Here is a 17,389-nt window from a genome sequence, read left to right on the forward strand (position 1 = left end):
CTATTTATCCTTTGTATGAGGTAGAAATTATGAAAAAACAACTAGTTGATCCTAATATAAGAAATGAAGAAAGTCGAACGTTAAAATGGTTTTTAATATTATTTTATATAATATCAATTTCCTTTGATATTATTTATAAAGCTATTGCGCGTTATATTCCCGAATTAAAAAATGATACGCCAGATAGATTCCTTTTCTGGGTATATCTGTTCATGTTTGCTTTAATACCAGCAGCGATTTATTTAAATAAAAAACAAAAACAACATTTGATAAAATATATTTATTTTATTAGTTATACTACACTAACATTTCTTAATGATGTTTTTACATTTTATGGTATTCCGAATGATTATCAGAGTGGTAATGCAGTTGAAATCTATTGGCTTTTATTATCACCTATATTTGTAAGCACAAGATTTGTAAAGGTTGTTTCAATAGGGTTGATAATAAAATATGTTGCTGTAGGTTTAATCATTAAAGCCCCTATTGTATTATTAGGAATTGTTTTGGTAGCTATACTTTCAATTTTTTCTTTTATCTTGCTATACAGATTCAAATCATATGTTAAAGCAGTGAAGACTTCTTATGATCAACAGTTAATAGGTATAGTTAAGGGTGTTATTGCTACTCTTGAGTTGAAGGATCCGTATACTCGAGGACATAGTGAAAGAGTAGCAAGTTATGCATTAGTGCTGGCAAAAGAAACAGGGAAATTTAGAGACGAAGAGTTAAAGTCATTTAACTATGCTTGTTTACTGCATGATATTGGTAAAATTCATATCCCAGACCAAATATTGATGAAGCCGACAAGTCTTACAAAAGAAGAATATGAAATCATCAAGTCTCACACAAACGTGGGTGCAGAAGCAGTCTCGAAAGTAGTTGGGTTAGATAACAGTATTGAGGTAATTCGTTCTCATCATGAAAGGTGGGATGGTAGAGGGTATCCTGATCAACTAAAGGGTGAAGAAATACCATATCTTGCAAGAATAGCAGCAATAGCTGATGCATTTGATGCAATGACCTCAACTAGATCCTACAGATCGGCATTGACCATTGATGAAGCTTATAAGCGAATTTTGGAGGGTAAAGGAAATCAGTTTGATCCGGACCTTGTAAAAGAGTTTCAAAAAGTATTTCCTAAATGGAGTGAAATTCATAATACATCCAACCAAGACCTAGGAATAGGCCATATCAAAATAAATGAGGCTTTAAGCTAATACAAAGGAGGCACGAAGATGAAAATTCGTAAACTTAAAAAAGTTAAAGCGACCGGATCTTGTTGGTGGTGCTGGTTTTTATAAATATCTAGAATTGAGTGGGGATGCTAGTGGAAAACTATGCATCCTTCTTTTATAAAAATTCACAAGATTAAGGGTGTTCAAATGAGTGTTACCCTCACCTCAAGACTATTATTGGTTCCAATCTTTATTCGCAAGGATAAAAAACATTACATCATTGAAGATAAAACTACAGGTGAGTTTTTTGAGATGCCAGAGGTTTCTGTTGCTGCAATTCATCTTCTCAACAATGGAGAGTCATTAGAGGTAATCGAAAGGCAACTGAGAGACAAATATCCTAATGAAGAAGTTAATTTAATTCTTTTTGCTGAACAGCTTCTAGATTTAAATTTGATTGCTGAAATTGATGGTGAAGTGGTTTCTTCAAAAGAAATGAATAAAGAAAGATTAGGATATTTATGGATTTCACCTAAGATGGGGAAATTCTTTTTTAATAAGGCCGCGTTGTTTTTCTATGTAGGAGTATTCATTCTCAATTTAACCCTTTTATTATCTCATCCTAGCCTTGTTCCTCAATATAAGGACCTATTTATTTTTAAATATATGGTTTTTAATATTCCCGCATGGCTTGGTATAACATTTTGTTTAGTGTTAATTCATGAGTTTGGACACATTTTAGCTATGAGAGCCCATAATCTCCCGACTAAATTAGAGATAGGCCATCGTTTATTTTTAGTTGTTCTTGAAACGGATATGTCCTCTGTTTGGAAATTATCATCAAAAGATCGGAATGTTTTATTTTTAGCGGGAACTTGTTTTGATACAGTGGTCCTTTCTATTGCCTTGATTAGTCAGCTTTTTGTATCAGATGGGCTAGGGATTTTTCAGGGGATCATGAATCTTATTGTATTGGACACATTTATCCGGTTGTTTTATCAATTATGTGTGTATATGAAGACTGATTTGTATTATGTTTTTGAAAATGTATCAGGATGCTATAACTTAATGGAGAATGCTCAGCACTTGATATTCAAGAGGTTAAGGTTTGTAAAATCAAATGTATCAGAAAATGATGTATTCCCGGGAGAGCAAAGGACTATTCTTTTGTATTCCATTTTCTATTTTATTGGAGTAATTTTGACTTTTGCTGTCTATGCAATCTTCTATATTCCACAATTATGGTTTGCTTTTAAAAAGGTTTTACCTGGTTTTTTAGAAGGCCCTGCCACTTTTCCATTTTGGGATGCTTTACTTTTCTCATTGCAAATAACCTTAGGTTTTGGTGTACTCTTATATTCTTGGAGAAAAAAGTATCTTCGAGGATATTAAGACAATTGTGACAGACATTTGTCTAAAATAACGTTTCTAGGGGTTTTTTTTCCCCATAATAGGGGGAATCCCTGATATAAATAACACTGCCGTTTTTCTTACAATTAGAGTATGAAAAAACGGCAGTGTTATTTTTATTTAGGAGGAACTCCAATGGAAGCTAATATTTCAATGACTAAAAAACAAGAGAGATCGGTCAATGATGCATTTGCATCTCATTTTGCTAAATCAATGTTTCTGACGGTTGTTGGACTTGCGATCTTAACGTTTATCGGTACAAGAATGTTTACACATGTTGACTTGAATCTTTATGGATATATGGTAGGAACCATTGTATTTATCGGGGGATTTTTCTACCGCTTTATTGCCTGGGGAGAAAGACCGCCTACCAAAATTTTTATCAAAAAAGGCTTAAAACTATTATTTCGAAAAAGTACACCTAAAACTGCTGTAAATCATTTGGCTATTTATGATTTCATCCGGAATCGTGGAATGTACCGCTGGGTGCAGCACATTTTAATCGGTTGGGGATGTGTCCTTGCGTGCTTGGTGACTTTCCCGCTCGTGTTCAGCTGGATGTATTTTACAATGGAAGACAATGGCTACTATACCATCGTGTTATTTGGAATGAATGTAATGAACGTGAAAGCAGATGGAATCATCGCTTGGTTATCCTATAATGCACTTAATATTGCTGCAATCATGGTTACAGCAGGAGTAAGCATGGCTCTAAACCGCCGCTTAAAAAACATGCAAGCCAGAGCCGAACAGAAGTTTATGTACGATTTCTTACCGCTTTATCTATTATTGTTTATTTCCGTTACTGGCCTTTTATTAACAGTTCAAAACGTATTCTTGCATGGCTGGATGCAGCCGCAAATGTCACTGATTCATCAATTTTCAGTGATTGTGACACTCATTTACCTGCCATTCGGAAAACTTGCTCATATTCCTTTCCGTCCAATGAGTGTATTTGCAAGAAATTACCGTGAACATTATGGAGAACAGCATATGAAGGAATGTAAAGTATGCGGCGACCATTTTGTATCAGTGGAACAATCGAATGATGTCATTCAAGTTTTAGGTGTCAATGAAATGGAATTTAATATGCAGGATGGTTTTAATCTTGCAGAACTATGTCTGCCTTGCCGCAGAAAATATAGAATCTCAAGATTCTCAGGCTTCGCAACACATCAAGTTAAGGTCAAGGAGGCAAACCAGAATGCAAAGGGATAAATTTTTCAAAGAAATAGAAAATCTTCGTCATCCAAATGAAACGCTCGTAAAAACTCACTGCAGCTACTGTGGGATGCAATGTGGAATGAACCTGCGTGTCAATACAAAAACAAATAAAATCATCGGTGTGGAACCACGGTATGATTGGCCGGTTAACGTCGGAAAAATGTGCCCTAAAGGGGTTACAGCTTACCAGCAAACCAACCATGATGATCGGATTTTAAAACCATTAATCCGCGATGATGCATCACTTAAGGGTACAAAAGAGGGCTTTCGTGAAGCCAGCTGGGATGAAGCCTACAGCTTAATTGCTAAGAAGTTCGCGGAGCTTCAAAGTAAATACGGAAAAGATACATTGTCAGTATTCAGTGGTGTGTCGATGACAAATGAAAAGTGTTATTTGACAGGGAAGTTTGCTAGGGTTGGATTGCAAACACGCTATATTGATTATAACGGCCGCTTTTGTATGTCAAGTGCAGCCGGTGGATTCCTTCGCTCTTTTGGAGTTGACCGGGGTTCCACATTACCATGGACAGATCTCCATGAAACAGATTGCTTGTTCATCGCTGGAAGCAATACGGCTGAGTGTCATCCAACCTCCATGTTCAGAATATGGGCTGTTCAGGAAAGAGGAGGTTACTTAATTGTAGCTGACCCACGAGAAACCCCAATTGCAAGAAGAGCGGATGTTCACTTGGATTTACGTCCTGGAACAGACCTTGCCTTAGCAAATGGTATTCTCAATTTACTTATTCAAAACGGGTATGCAGATGAAGAATTCGTTAACAATCATACAAATGGTTTTGAAGAAACCAAAGAATTGGTGAAAGAATTTACACCAGAATATACAAGTGAACTGACGGGAGTAGCACCGGAAAAAATTATTCGCGCCGCTGAAATCTACGGAAAAGCACCAAATGCCATTGTCATGTTTGCACGTGGTATTGAACAGCAGCATAAAGGTGTTGATAATGTATCAGCCTACACCAATATGGCCTTAGTTACAGGGAAAATTGGCCGCCCAAAAGCGGGAGTAGCTACATTTACAGGGCAGGGTAATGGTCAAGGCGGACGTGAGCATGGTCAAAAATCAGATTTGCTTCCAGGTTATCGTAAAATCACCAATCCGAAGCATGTAGAAGAAGTATGCAAGGTTTGGGGAATTACCCCTGAAGAAATGCCGCAGCCTGGTGTTTCAGCCTATGAAATGTTCGAACTAATGGAGGAAAAAACAATCAGAGGTTTGTATTTGCTCTGCTCCAACCCAGCAGTATCCGCACCAAACTTAAACTTTGTCCGCAAAGCTTTAAAAGGCTTAGACTTTATGGTTTGTGCTGACTTCTATCTTTCCGAATCCGCAGAATTTGCAGATGTTATCCTTCCAACCGTTACATGGTCAGAGGATGAAGGAACGGTAACTAATTTAGAAGGCCGGATTATTAAAATCAATAAAGCACAAGAACCAGTTGGTGAATCAAAGCCGGATTGGCAGATTCAAGCAGAGTTAGCAGAGTATCTTGGCAGAGGCAAGTATTTCTCTCACTTGAAAACAGCGAGAGATGTGGCTGATGAATTCCGTCTTGCATCTAAGGGCGGTTATGCCGACTATTACGGGGCAACATGGGATAAGATCGACAAGCAAGATGGTGTGTTCTGGCCATGTAAAGATGAAAACGATCCAGGAACACCGCATATGTTCCTAGATAAAAAATTCTATCATCCAGATGGAAAAGCAAAAATTTGTGCCTTACCATACCGTCCGCCAGCTGAAGAGCCGTGCGCGGAGTATCCATTACGCTTAACAACCGGACGTGTCGTCTACCATTATCTTTCTGGGAATCAAACTCGCCGCATTCAGTTTTTACGGGATATGTGCCCAGAGCCTTATGTGGAAGTACATCCAGAAACAGCTGCAAAATATAAGATTGAACATGAAGAATTTGTACGCCTCTTTACACGTAGAGGAGAGGCTGATTATAAAGTGAAAATCACAGAAGCGATTCGAAAGGATACCGTATTTGTTCCGTACCATTTTGGCCACGAGAAATCTATTAACCTATTAACCATTCCTGCGCTTGACCCGATGTCACGGATGCCGGAATTTAAAGCGTGTGCCGCTCAGATTGAAAAACTAGAAATGAAGAAGGTGCAGTAAATGAAAAAGAGGCTATATCTTGAACTTGAAAACTGTATAGGGTGCCGTTCATGTTTGGCGGCTTGTACACAGTGCGGCGGGCATGAAGAACGTAACCGTAACTATGTTTACGATGTGAACCCGCTTGTTAACCGTCAAACCATGCCTCTTATGTGCCTGCACTGCGTAAATCCGGCTTGTGCTAGAAGTTGTCCAGCCCAAGCCATTCAAATACATGAAACAGGTGCCGTGCTATCGGCTCTTGTGGAAAAGTGTATTGGCTGCCAGAACTGTACCATTGCGTGTCCATATGGAATACCGAAGTTTGATACAGAGCAAAATTTAATGTACAAGTGTGATCTTTGTATTGACCGGACAAAGGACGGCATTCCGCCAATGTGTGCGAGCGTATGTCCATCAAATACATTACAATGGCTGACAGATGAAGAGATAGAAGCGAAACAAAAGCAATTTAACCTGGATAACGGAAAATGGGTTACTAGTATGCCTTATTTAGAAGGCGAAACCAATGTAAAAGTGAACCTGCCTGGTATTCTGCAGGGCGTCACGAAACTGTTTTAGGAGGGATGAACATGACAGAAAAAAATAATAAAATCCCGTTCAATGAAGATAATTATACCCATAATATTAACCGCAGCAATGAAAGAAAACTAGACCGGCGCGGCTTTATGAAAACATTAGTTGGAGCAGCAGGAGTATTTGCTGTTTCCTCTCTTCCATGGGGAGCATTAGCTGCAAAAGAATTAACTGGTTTGGGAGATAAAAAATATCCAAAGCAAAAAATTACTAATGTTAATTCTTTACCTGTAGGAGATGCAGTTGACTTTGCCTTTCCTGGTGAACATGACAGTGCAATCTTAATTCGATTATCTGAAAATAAATATGTAGCCTACCAAAATGCGTGTACCCACTTAAGATGTCCTGTATTTTGGAAAAAGGATGAAGGAGAAATGCTTTGCCCTTGCCACCACGGAAAATTCGATGTAGAAACGGGTGCGCCAATCGCAGGGCCGCCGCGACGACCGCTTCCTGAAATATATGTAAAAGTGGAAAACGGTGCAGTTTACGCCGTGGGGGTGAAACGTTATGAAGCGTAGTTACCTGCCTGTCGTCTTTCTTTTAGCGGTTTTGATGTTAAATATTATCTTTACTCAATATATGGTCCATCAATATTTTTATGAAAATTATACCAATACGATTATAGCCGCGGTGATCAACGTGATTTTATTCCCAATCGCATTCCTTATCTATAAAAAAGGTGTGAATGTCAATGACTAGTGAGACGTATATCGATTTTTGTTTTGTCCGTCCGTCAGCAGGGAATTTTACAGCTGAAGTTGACTCATTGTTAAAGAATACGTTTGCGAAAAAACGTCTAAATTGGTTTCTTGAAGAAAAGACCCTTGATGGGGCTGAGATGGTTATTGCAGAAATCAAAGGAATGAGTGACTGGGGTTCTGAAGATGAAACGATTCAATTTATCGAAGAACACGCCGGTGAGAAGTTTTGGGAGTATCTGCAAGGATATAAGATGTTCATCTATCCTGTGAAGAGAGGATGTAACAGCTGTGGAACTCATTAAGTTAGAAGATATGAGCCAGTTTGTTGGCGTACCAGTTGAGGTAGCCATTCAAGATGCTGAAGGTGGAGACCAAGCATCCGCAGTAAAGAAAGTAGTAAAAAAAGTACAGTTTTGTCCAGATGGAACACATATCCGCTTTTATTTTGATGATTTTTATTTTCTTGCCGTACCGATTTCTTCTCAAATAAAAGAGTCAGAAGGGCAATGGACGGCTTTTGATTCAGAAAGCGGCTTATCATATACTATTAAAAAGGTCCAGGTTTTCTAAAAAGAACCTGCCTTTTTTATATAGTCTATGTTAAGGCTTATTTTTGATTTTGGCACCCTGTTGATTGGAGTGGAAGGCGCGAAGAATCCTGCGGGAGGACGGGGCAGGGGAGACCCCGCAGGCGCGCAGCGACGAGGAGGCTCCCCGGACCGCCCGCGGAAAGCGAAGCACCTGGAGCGGAAATCAACAGGCCAGGTTTACAGAGCCTTTATATAAATTAATAAAATATTGGAGGGGCAATATGGATGAATTAAATTCAAAACAGCAGATTAGCTCTTATATAATTCATTCCCAAGAAGAAGAGATCAAACGGATTGCCCTAGAACTTCATGAAGGTGTCGGACAAAATCTTTATAGTATATTAACAGGCTTACAGTTTATTGAATCAGGCGCTAAAGAACCACAAATGAAACATTATGTTCGCGAAATGTCGGAGTTAATTGAAAAGACCATTCAAGAAATTAGGCTCCTATCTGTTGAATTACATCCGCCTACACTGACAACCCTTGGTTTACTTCCAGCCATGAGGAGTTATATTAACTTATATACATCAACGTTTGGAATCCTGGTAGATTTAGAAACAACGGGTGACGAAAAATGGATACCTGAAAAACATAGTATTACCGTATTTCGTGTCTGCCAGGAGGCACTTGCCAATATTGCCAAGTATGCGGATACTTCCAACATCTCTATTCATTTTAATTGGACGGAGGAAGAATTGACCATTACCATTTATGATTTTGGCAAAGGATTTCAACCAGAGGAATACAATAACCTTAATCCACTATCAGGGCTTGCCGCAATGAAAGAACGAATGCTTCTGACTGGCGGTCAGTGCAAGATTTCCTCTAAAATAGGGGAAGGAACTTCCATAGAAATATCTCTTCCGTTAAATCGGGATTAAAGGAGAGTTAAGAGTGATAAAAATCCTTTTGGTCGATGACCATGCAGTGGTTAGAATGGGACTTAAGATGCTGTTAAACACAAATCCAGAAATGGAGGTAATTGGTGAAGCATCGGAAGGAAATGAAGGAATTAAACAAGCGTTAAAGTTAAAACCTGATGTTGTGGTTATGGATCTAAGCATGCCGCATGGAAAAGACGGTCTATCCGCTACAATGGAATTGAAAAAGTTAATGCCTCAAGTGAATATCTTAATCCTAACGATGCATGATGATGAGGAGTACCTTTTTCGTGCCATTCAAGGGGGAGCATCTGGCTGTATCTTAAAAAGTGCCCCACATGCTGAATTAATGTCAGCGATCGAATCAGTGGCGGTAGGAGATGCCTATTTACATCCCTCTGCACAGAAGCGATTGATGGAAGAATATTTGAGCAGCGTAAAACAAGATGGGAATGATACATACAATCTTTTATCTGATCGGGAAAAAGAAGTGCTGACACTTATTGCTAAAGGGTATTCCAATAAGGAAATTGCTGAACAACTAGTCCTTAGTGTTAAAACCGTCGAAACCCATAAAAGTAAGTTGATGGAGAAACTACAGATGAAAACCAGACCTGAGTTGGTGGAATATGCCGTAAGAAAAGGGTTATTGGGTTATGGTATTTAAGGAGAAATTCTTAGATGAAAGAGATTAAGGAATGTCCTGTAGTAATGGAGGTTTGCGACAGTCTATTGACAGTAGTTGATTGCGAATTTGTTGCCTTGGCTCTGCAAAATGAAGTGGGCCCGGATGTTAAGTGGCATTATGCTGCTGGTAATTTAAATGACAAATACAAAAGAATAACTGTCCGTTTCGGAAAAGGCATCGCAGGAAAAATAATCTCAAGTGGAAGTCCAATGATGCTCACTGATTTTCCAAACGGAATTATCGGAAAAGTTACGGATCATCCAATTATGCTTGCTGAAAAACTTGTTTCGACATATGCTGTCCCTTTATTTTTTCATAGTGTACCTAAAGGGGTATTACTTATTGGTAATCGGAAAATCAAAGCGTACACAGAAAAGGATCAGCAGTATGTAATGAAAGCTGCTAAAGACTTAGAAAAAATATTGACGGAACAGATACTTTGATAGATTCAGGGAGGAGCTAATGGACAAGGAAATGGACCAGCCTGCAAAATTCGCGAATCTTGAGTTAGAATTAAAAAAGTCAATGCAGGAATTAGTAGATATAAAGTTTGCGCTTGATGAATCTTCAATTGTAGCCATCACCGATTCTCGGGGCATGATTACATATGTGAATGATCAATTTTGCCATATTTCGAAATACTCCAGAGAGGAACTCCTAGGGCAAGATCATCGAATTATCAATTCCCAGTACCATTCAAAAGAATTTTTTCGAAAAATGTGGAAAACAATCGGTTCCGGTGAGGTTTGGAAGGGGGAAATCTGCAATAGGGCAAAAGATGGGACCCTTTATTGGATGGATACAACGATTGTTCCTTTTTTAAATGAAAAGGGAAAACCGTATCAATACTTAGCGATTCGTTATGAAATTACCGAGCGAAAGCGAGTCGAACGAGAGCTTCAAAAAATGATGACTACTATCATTAATGTTCAAGAAGAGGAACGAAAACGCTTGTCACGTAATTTACACGATGGGATTGGACAAAACCTCTATAGTCATTTGATTACGATTAATCGTCTCTTAGCCGAAATGGACCATCCTCTACTGCAGCAGATGCAAACCGAAGCAACCGAATTGATTGAAGAAATCCGCGAGATCTCATGGGAACTTCGGCCCTCCGTACTTGATGATTTAGGATTAGTGCCAGCTATTCGTTCGTTTCTATCCCGTTACTCTGACCATTACAATATTGATGTCTATTTTGAATGCGTGTTAAATCGGCGCTTGGACATCAGCATTGAACTAACGATTTACCGGATTATTCAGGAAGCACTCACGAATATACGGAAATATGCAGAAGTTAATGAAGCGACGGTCTCTGTTAGAGAAATAGAGGATGTTATTCGAGTGATGATTGAGGATAAAGGAAAGGGATTTGATGTGAAGAATCAAACCTTTGGTGTTGGTTTGTTTAGTATGGATGAGCGAGCACGTTCGGTGGGCGGAGAGTTATTAATCAGCTCTTCACCTGGGAAGGGGACTAAACTGATCTTAGAAGTACCGAGTTCTATTGTGGAATAGCAAAGAACCAGGCGACGCCTGGTTCTTTCTTTTAAATTTTGGCTGTATTAAACTTGTCTGTTGATTTCCGTTCCAGGCACTTCGCTTTCCGCGGGCGTGCCGGGGAGCCTCCTCGTCGCTTTGCTCCTGCGGGGTCTCCCCTGCCCCGTACTCCCGCAGGAGTCTTCGTGCCTTCCACTCCAATCAACAGAGTGCTACAATCAACATTCACCTTTAACACAGCCTAAATTTTAAATGAACTCTTTAATGATACAATGCGGTTAAATACGAGCTTATCGACTGTGGTATGTTTAGGGTCGACGTTAAAGTATCCATGTCTAAAGAATTGGAATTTCTCCTGCGGTCTGCTTTCCTTCATGTTAGGCTCGACAAAGCCTTGTAACACCTGAATTGAATTTGGATTAACATTGTCCAAGAATGTCTTTTCTGTACCGCTGTTATCGTCTGTCTCGTCCAAAATCAGTGGTTCATAAAGACGGAATTCAGCAGGAACGGCATGAGCTGCTTCCACCCAATGGATTGTTCCCTTCACTTTTCTACCCGTAAACCCTGTGCCGCTTTTCGTCTCTGGGTCGTAAGTACAGCGCAGTTCAACTACTTTACCGGTTGAATCTTTTATCACTTCTTCACATTTAATGAAATAGGCATTTTTGAGACGGACCTCATTACCGGGGAACAGACGGAAATACTTTTTAGGCGGCTCTTCCATAAAGTCGTCTTGTTCAATATAAATTTCCCGCGAGAATGGAATTTTTCTCGTGCCCATTTCTGGATTCTCAGGATTGATTTCAGCATCTAGCAATTCAATTTGCCCTTCTGGATAATTCGTAATAACAACCTTTAAGGGATCGATGACACCCATTGTTCGTGGTGCTTTTAATTTTAAATCCTCACGGACGAAGTGTTCAAGCATTTGTGAATCAACTGCTCCAGAACCTTTGTGAATGCCAGTTTCTCGGACAAACGAAACAATCGATTCTGGCGTGAATCCTTTTCTTCTCATCCCGGAAATGGTTGGCATACGAGGATCATCCCAGCCATCCACAAATCCTTCATCTACTAATTGCTTCAGCTTCCGTTTACTCATGACCGTATTCGTTACATTTAGGCGGCCGAATTCTATTTGCTGTGGAGTGCTCTCCATTTCACAATGTTCGACAACCCAATTATAGAGGGGCCGTTGGTCTTCAAATTCTATCGTACAAATGGAATGGGTTACTCCTTCAATTGCATCCTCAAGTGGATGAGCAAAAGCATACATCGGATAAATGCACCATTTGTCACCGGTATTATGATGGGATGCATGGGCAATCCGGTAGATAACAGGGTCACGTAAGTTTATATTCGGTGATGACATATCAATTTTTGCTCGAAGAACCTTTTGGCCGTTTTCATAGGCACCTTCCCGCATCTTTTCAAATAACTCAAGGTTCTCCTCAATCGAACGGGTCCGGTAAGGGCTATCCTTTCCAGGTTCCGTTAGTGTCCCACGGTACTGGCGGATTTCGTCAGCTGATAAGTCATCAACATAGGCTAATCCTTTATTAATCAATAGCACCGCACGTTTATACATTTCCTCAAAGTAATTGGAAGCAAATAATAAGTTATCCCATTCAAAGCCTAACCACTTTACATCTTCTTTGATTGAGTTTACATATTCGATATCTTCTTTTAACGGATTGGTATCGTCAAAGCGTAAATTGGTCAGCCCGTTAAACTCGTCGGCTAAGCCGAAGTTGATGACAATCGATTTTGCATGTCCAATATGTAAATAACCGTTAGGCTCTGGCGGGAATCGAGTGACGATTTTATGGTGCTTTCCAGATTCAAGATCTTTAATCATAATATCCTTAATAAAATTAGATGTGTTATTGTCCACCCTTTTCAACCTCTTTCATTCTTAACTCTACATTATAAATAACATAAATACAGATATTTTTCCATTGTTCCCAACAATTCATGTATAAAACACTCGGGAAATGGAAAATTTATTTATTTTTTAAGCATTCTGGAATTGGCAAGTGTGTATGAAAAAGACTACAATAGTTTCTTGAAGTAATATAAAGGAAGGGGAACTACAAATTGATTAACTTTGGAACAGTCGGAACAGGATGGATCACTGAATCCTTTATCAAAGCTGCAGAGCTCAGCGGTCAATTGCAATTAACAAGTGTCTATTCTAGAACAGAGGATAAAGCGAAACAATTAGCCGATACATATAACGCTCCATATTTTTACACTGACATTGAGGAGATGGCAAAGAGTTCAGAAATACAAGCGGTATATATTGCATCACCGAATTCTGTCCATTTTGAACAAACACTTACATTTTTGAAAAATAAGAAACATGTTATCTGTGAAAAACCGATTTTTTCAACGAGTGCGGAGTTACATACAGCCTATCAGACAGCTGAGGAAAATGGCGTATATCTGTTTGAAGCGATTCGTAATATCCATACCCCAAATTTTAAAATACTAAAAGACAACCTCCAACGGGCTGGGAAGCTTCGTAGTACCATATTGCCTTATATCCAATATTCCTCTCGCTATGATTTATTTTTACAAGGGGAGGAGCCCAATATTTTCTCGGCTCAATATTCTGGGGGCGCGCTTGTTGATTTAGGTGTCTATCCGCTCTATTTAGCAGTCGGATTGTTTGGTGCTCCTAAGCAGGTCAACTATCATCCAGTGGTTCTTCGGAGCGGTGTGGATGGAAGTGGAACCTTGGTGTTAACGTATGATGATTTTATTTGTACGATCCTTTGTTCAAAAATTTCTCATTCCGAATTACCGTGTGAAATTCACGGGGAAAGTGGAACATTTTTCCTTGAAGATGCAGCCCCGATTTCAACTATTACCTTCGTGGACAACCGAGGAAAAGAGAGAGAAACCATTAGCGTCACCCAAGAAGAAGAAAATATGGTATATGAATGTGAAAACATTGCTAAGATTATTGAGACGAAAAATGATCAAGAATATTTGCGGTTAAAAAATTGGAGTGAAATCGTACTCCAAATTACCGAAGAGGCTAGGAAACAAAATAATATCTTATTTGCAGCAGAAAAATAAAACAAGGCCAGGAGGATACGTTCTCCTGGCTTTATTTCATGAGGTAATCTTCCCCAAAAAAGCTTATTTAACATTTTATGAAGGGGTATGTGAATTCTTTATGAATTCAATATTCTCAATGACTTTTATCACATGCCATGTTTTGTAAGTTCATTATAGTTGAGGGAGTAAGATGGGAGGAAACCTTATGAAATCAAAAGCTTGGTACCAGAAACAGTTGAAACGTAAACCTGTCCAAATTACAAGATATACTGTTCAGGGTTTGTTTTTGTTGTTTTTACTATATGTTGGTCTGCAGTTTTATCAATTCTATTTGCATTTTGAAACACTCGGAAAATCCCCTTTTGTTGACCGCCCCTCTGCGGTTGAAGGTTTTTTGCCAATCAGCGGTTTGGTCGCCTTAAAAGTATGGCTTACGAGTGGCGAATTTGATGTCATTCATCCGGCCGGCCTCGTTTTGCTTGCCTTTTTTGTAGGTGCAGGAATTATTTTACGTAAATCATTCTGCAGTTGGATTTGTCCTGTTGGAACAGTTAGTGAGTGGATTGGGTGGCTGGGCAGGAAAATTTTTAAGAGGAATTTTGAAATTCCGCGATGGTTGACCTGGATTTTAACACCAATAAAATACTTATTGATGTTATTTTTTGTCCTTATGGTTGTACAAATGCCCGTGTTTACGGCGAAAAGTTTTCTTGAGGAACCGTATAATAAAGTATCCGATGTAAAAATGCTCCTTTTATTTATCAATCTTGGCGGCATTGCCTTGAAGTTTATCATTGTCATCTTTACCCTGTCCTTATTCTTTAGAAACTTTTGGTGCCGCTTCTTGTGTCCATACGGTGCACTGATCGGACTAGGCAGTATCTTTAGAATTACAAAGATTGAGAGAAATGAAGATACGTGTACAAACTGCGAAATGTGCACAAAGGTTTGTCCGCAAAGATTAAAGGTACATAAAGTTGAGACAGTAAATTCCCTTAATTGTTCAGCCTGTCTGTCCTGTGTAGAGGCATGTCCCGTGAAAGACACGCTAAACATGACGGTAGCGCGGAAAAAGGTAAATAAATGGTTTGTTCCAGTTACCTTCTTTGTGCTGTTCTTCGTGGTTATTACGATTGCTAAAATAACCGGCCACTGGGATACCATCATTTCCTATGAGGAATGGAAACAGCTAATCCCGGAAGTAGAAAACATAAAATAAAGAAGGAAGAGAAGCAAAAAATATAAGATTAATGAACAGTTGTAATATATAAAACTATAAAAACATTGCTATTTGGGTCATCCACAATAGTGGTGTTTTTTCGTTTCGAGTGTTAAACACATAGCCCACTTTTCATCATATAAATATAAAAAACTAAAATGGGTGAGTTATGATGGTTGGTAATAACAGAGAATTAATAACTTGGGTATTGCCATATCTCCCAATGGGAGCAGAGTTGGAATACCGAAATCAACAAGCAATCCTTCAATCTATGGATATCGATGGTGATGGAATCCAGGAAATCTTTGGGGTATACCGTCTTAACCGACAGCCCTATTTATTTGTTCTTAAGCAGTACTTTGGTCAATTTAAATATTATTATCCGCTTCCCTCTGAGGTGAAGCAAGACGTCATCCGAATGCTGTCCATTTCCAGAGAGTCAAGGGCCGTTTACCTTTTTCCTGTTGTGAGGAAGGAAATGGGCGGAAACAGTTGGGGCTATATGGATACAAAAGGTAAATGGGTTCTTCCGGCAAACTACGATCATGCAGAGGATTTCCAGGAGAATGGTTTGGCCATTGTTGGTTTAATGGACAAATCAGGTGTCATAAATTCTAGCGGTTATTATATCGTGCGTCCGAAATACGATACAATAACCCCTTTTTCTGAAGGCCGGGCCGTTGTCAATGATGCCCAGGGATTCAAGGTAATTAATGAGAATGGCAAAGAAATCACGGAAAAGGCGTATTCTATCATTGTTGGAGAGTATAAAGAGGGTCGCGTCCGTGCTGTTGAAATAGATGCGGATGGGGAGTATTTATATGGGTATCTCAATAAAAGAGGGAAAGAAGTAATTCCATTAATTTATAAAATGGCAAGTGATTTTGAACAGGGGAAAGCAATTGTTAAGACTAAGGAAGGTAGGTTTCAACTTATTGATCTTACCGGAAAGGTTTTACAATCGTATCCTTATGCATACGTCGCTAACTACGGTCAAGGATTGCTTGCATTTCGGAAGAGGAACGATGGGATGCTGGGTTATATTAATGAACTGGGGAAAACAATCATAGAGCCGCAATTTTCGAATGGAGAGTCATTTAATGAAGGCCGGGCAATTGTCAGTTTGTCAGAGAATAATAGAGAAAACTTTGGCGTTATTGATCGGCAAGGTCATTTTGTAATTAAGCCAAACTTTAATCAAATCTTAGATTTAGGTGAAGGTCGCTTTGCTATAGGAAAGGAGATTGACCCGAAACAGCCTTGTATGAGATCCATCTATGCCTTAGCTGATTCGGATGGTCATATCCTCACAGGATTTCATTTTACAGTGATCACGAAATTTGAGGATGGTCTTGCGTCCGTCACAGATGATCAGCATACTTATTTTATTGATAAACATGGAAGGCGAAAGGAACATCTGCCAATGGTTAGTGGCTCAGGCTGGCTTAGTTTTGAGAAAACACTAATTAAGGGTCATATTGACGACCATCTTATCTATTTTAATCAAACGGGAGAGTTACTCTGGAAGCAAGCCACTATTCTCCCGCTAAATAACCAATATTCGGTGGTGGAGCATAAATATAAACCTAATAAGGATTATTTAGTCTATTATCCACAAATTGCAGGGATGGAAAATCCAGAAAGTGTAAATCGCACTTTAAAGGAGATGGCGGGCGTAAAACCTGTACCAGCACACACTCAACTGGAATCGAACTATACGGGTAATTATGAAATTCCTTATTTTAAGAAAAATTTGCTGGTCATCAAGATTGTGGGCTACGACTACCCGTTTTGTGCGGCGCACGGAATGCCGGTGCAAAAATATGCTCATATTAACCTAAAAACTGGGTCGATGTACCAATTGAAAGACCTTTTTAAGCCTGACAGCCCTTATGTAAAAGTAATTAGCAATCTGATTCTTGAACAAATAAAAGGTAATAACCAATACTCATCTTACTTATTTCCTGATGATTACCATGGGATAAAGGCAGATCAACCATTTTTTATAAGTGAGGCTGGTCTGAATATCTACTTTCAACCCTATGAAATTGCGGCATTTGCAGCCGGTTTTCCTACCTTTATCATTCCTTTTGATGACATAAAAGAGCTTATTAATAGGAACAGCGAATTTTGGAAATCGTTTCACTAAGGAAGGCAGGAATTAATCCTGTCTTTTGTTTATGTAAACTAATGAA

The 17,389-nt window shown here is 39.1% G+C and carries 17 protein-coding genes; 16 read left to right on the forward strand and 1 reads right to left on the reverse strand.

What is annotated here, in order from left to right; all coding sequences use genetic code 11:
• Positions 1 to 29: 29 nt before the first annotated feature.
• The 13 genes from AC4QJR_RS05095 (at position 30) to AC4QJR_RS05155 (ending at position 10,924) form a co-directional block, all read left to right on the forward strand.
• A complete protein-coding gene (locus AC4QJR_RS05095) occupies positions 30 to 1,220 on the forward strand; it encodes an HD-GYP domain-containing protein (protein ID WP_496525520.1) in 1,191 nt (396 codons plus the stop codon).
• A gap of 165 nt (positions 1,221 to 1,385) precedes the next feature.
• Complete coding sequence (locus tag AC4QJR_RS05100) at positions 1,386 to 2,570, forward strand: hypothetical protein (RefSeq protein WP_496525521.1); 1,185 nt, start codon at positions 1,386 to 1,388, stop codon at positions 2,568 to 2,570.
• Positions 2,571 to 2,723: 153 nt separating this feature from the next.
• The gene (locus AC4QJR_RS05105; protein WP_098575738.1) at positions 2,724 to 3,806 is read left to right on the forward strand and encodes a hypothetical protein; all 1,083 of its coding nucleotides are present in this window, start codon (positions 2,724 to 2,726) and stop codon (positions 3,804 to 3,806) included.
• A complete protein-coding gene (locus AC4QJR_RS05110; RefSeq protein ID WP_098575737.1) occupies positions 3,793 to 5,961 on the forward strand; it encodes a molybdopterin oxidoreductase family protein in 2,169 nt (722 codons plus the stop codon). Before AC4QJR_RS05105 ends, AC4QJR_RS05110 begins: the two co-directional genes overlap by 14 nt.
• Positions 5,962 to 6,522, forward strand: coding sequence for a 4Fe-4S dicluster domain-containing protein (locus AC4QJR_RS05115; RefSeq protein WP_007086371.1), 561 nt, complete (start codon positions 5,962 to 5,964; stop codon positions 6,520 to 6,522). It begins immediately after the preceding gene.
• A gap of 11 nt (positions 6,523 to 6,533) precedes the next feature.
• Entirely contained in the window at positions 6,534 to 7,058 is a 525-nt protein-coding gene (locus tag AC4QJR_RS05120) for a Rieske 2Fe-2S domain-containing protein (RefSeq protein WP_098575736.1), read from the forward strand.
• Entirely contained in the window at positions 7,048 to 7,239 is a 192-nt protein-coding gene (locus tag AC4QJR_RS05125) for a hypothetical protein (protein WP_375377626.1), read from the forward strand. Before AC4QJR_RS05120 ends, AC4QJR_RS05125 begins: the two co-directional genes overlap by 11 nt.
• Entirely contained in the window at positions 7,232 to 7,543 is a 312-nt protein-coding gene (locus AC4QJR_RS05130) for a hypothetical protein (RefSeq protein ID WP_098575734.1), read from the forward strand. The genes AC4QJR_RS05125 and AC4QJR_RS05130 overlap by 8 nt, the downstream gene beginning before the upstream one ends.
• Positions 7,530 to 7,811: a hypothetical protein gene (locus tag AC4QJR_RS05135; protein ID WP_496525522.1), complete on the forward strand. Its 282-nt coding sequence runs from the start codon at positions 7,530 to 7,532 to the stop codon at positions 7,809 to 7,811. Before AC4QJR_RS05130 ends, AC4QJR_RS05135 begins: the two co-directional genes overlap by 14 nt.
• Positions 7,812 to 8,052: 241 nt before the next feature.
• The gene (locus tag AC4QJR_RS05140; protein ID WP_496525523.1) at positions 8,053 to 8,715 is read left to right on the forward strand and encodes a sensor histidine kinase; all 663 of its coding nucleotides are present in this window, start codon (positions 8,053 to 8,055) and stop codon (positions 8,713 to 8,715) included.
• Between the two features lie 13 nt (positions 8,716 to 8,728).
• A complete protein-coding gene (locus AC4QJR_RS05145; protein ID WP_496525524.1) occupies positions 8,729 to 9,382 on the forward strand; it encodes a response regulator in 654 nt (217 codons plus the stop codon).
• 14 nt (positions 9,383 to 9,396) lie between these two features.
• Positions 9,397 to 9,846, forward strand: a complete 450-nt coding sequence (locus AC4QJR_RS05150; RefSeq protein ID WP_496525525.1) for a GAF domain-containing protein — start codon at positions 9,397 to 9,399, stop codon at positions 9,844 to 9,846.
• Between the two features lie 19 nt (positions 9,847 to 9,865).
• Positions 9,866 to 10,924: a PAS domain-containing sensor histidine kinase gene (locus AC4QJR_RS05155; protein ID WP_496525526.1), complete on the forward strand. Its 1,059-nt coding sequence runs from the start codon at positions 9,866 to 9,868 to the stop codon at positions 10,922 to 10,924.
• Between the two features lie 223 nt (positions 10,925 to 11,147).
• Here the strand turns inward: AC4QJR_RS05155 and AC4QJR_RS05160 are convergent, their stop codons facing one another.
• A complete protein-coding gene (locus AC4QJR_RS05160; RefSeq protein WP_496525527.1) occupies positions 11,148 to 12,803 on the reverse strand; it encodes a glutamine--tRNA ligase/YqeY domain fusion protein in 1,656 nt (551 codons plus the stop codon).
• Positions 12,804 to 13,006: 203 nt separating this feature from the next.
• Here AC4QJR_RS05160 and AC4QJR_RS05165 point away from each other — a divergent pair, with 203 nt between their 5' ends.
• The 3 genes from AC4QJR_RS05165 to AC4QJR_RS05175 all read left to right on the forward strand — a co-directional run bounded on the left by AC4QJR_RS05165 (position 13,007) and on the right by AC4QJR_RS05175 (position 17,343).
• Complete coding sequence (locus AC4QJR_RS05165) at positions 13,007 to 13,993, forward strand: Gfo/Idh/MocA family protein (RefSeq protein ID WP_306460607.1); 987 nt, start codon at positions 13,007 to 13,009, stop codon at positions 13,991 to 13,993.
• A 187-nt stretch (positions 13,994 to 14,180) separates the two neighbouring features.
• Positions 14,181 to 15,194: a 4Fe-4S binding protein gene (locus AC4QJR_RS05170; protein ID WP_496525528.1), complete on the forward strand. Its 1,014-nt coding sequence runs from the start codon at positions 14,181 to 14,183 to the stop codon at positions 15,192 to 15,194.
• Between the two features lie 169 nt (positions 15,195 to 15,363).
• A complete protein-coding gene (locus tag AC4QJR_RS05175) occupies positions 15,364 to 17,343 on the forward strand; it encodes a WG repeat-containing protein (RefSeq protein ID WP_496525529.1) in 1,980 nt (659 codons plus the stop codon).
• The last annotated feature ends 46 nt before the right edge of the window (positions 17,344 to 17,389 follow it).

It is taken from the genome of Neobacillus sp. BP17, from assembly GCF_059579525.1.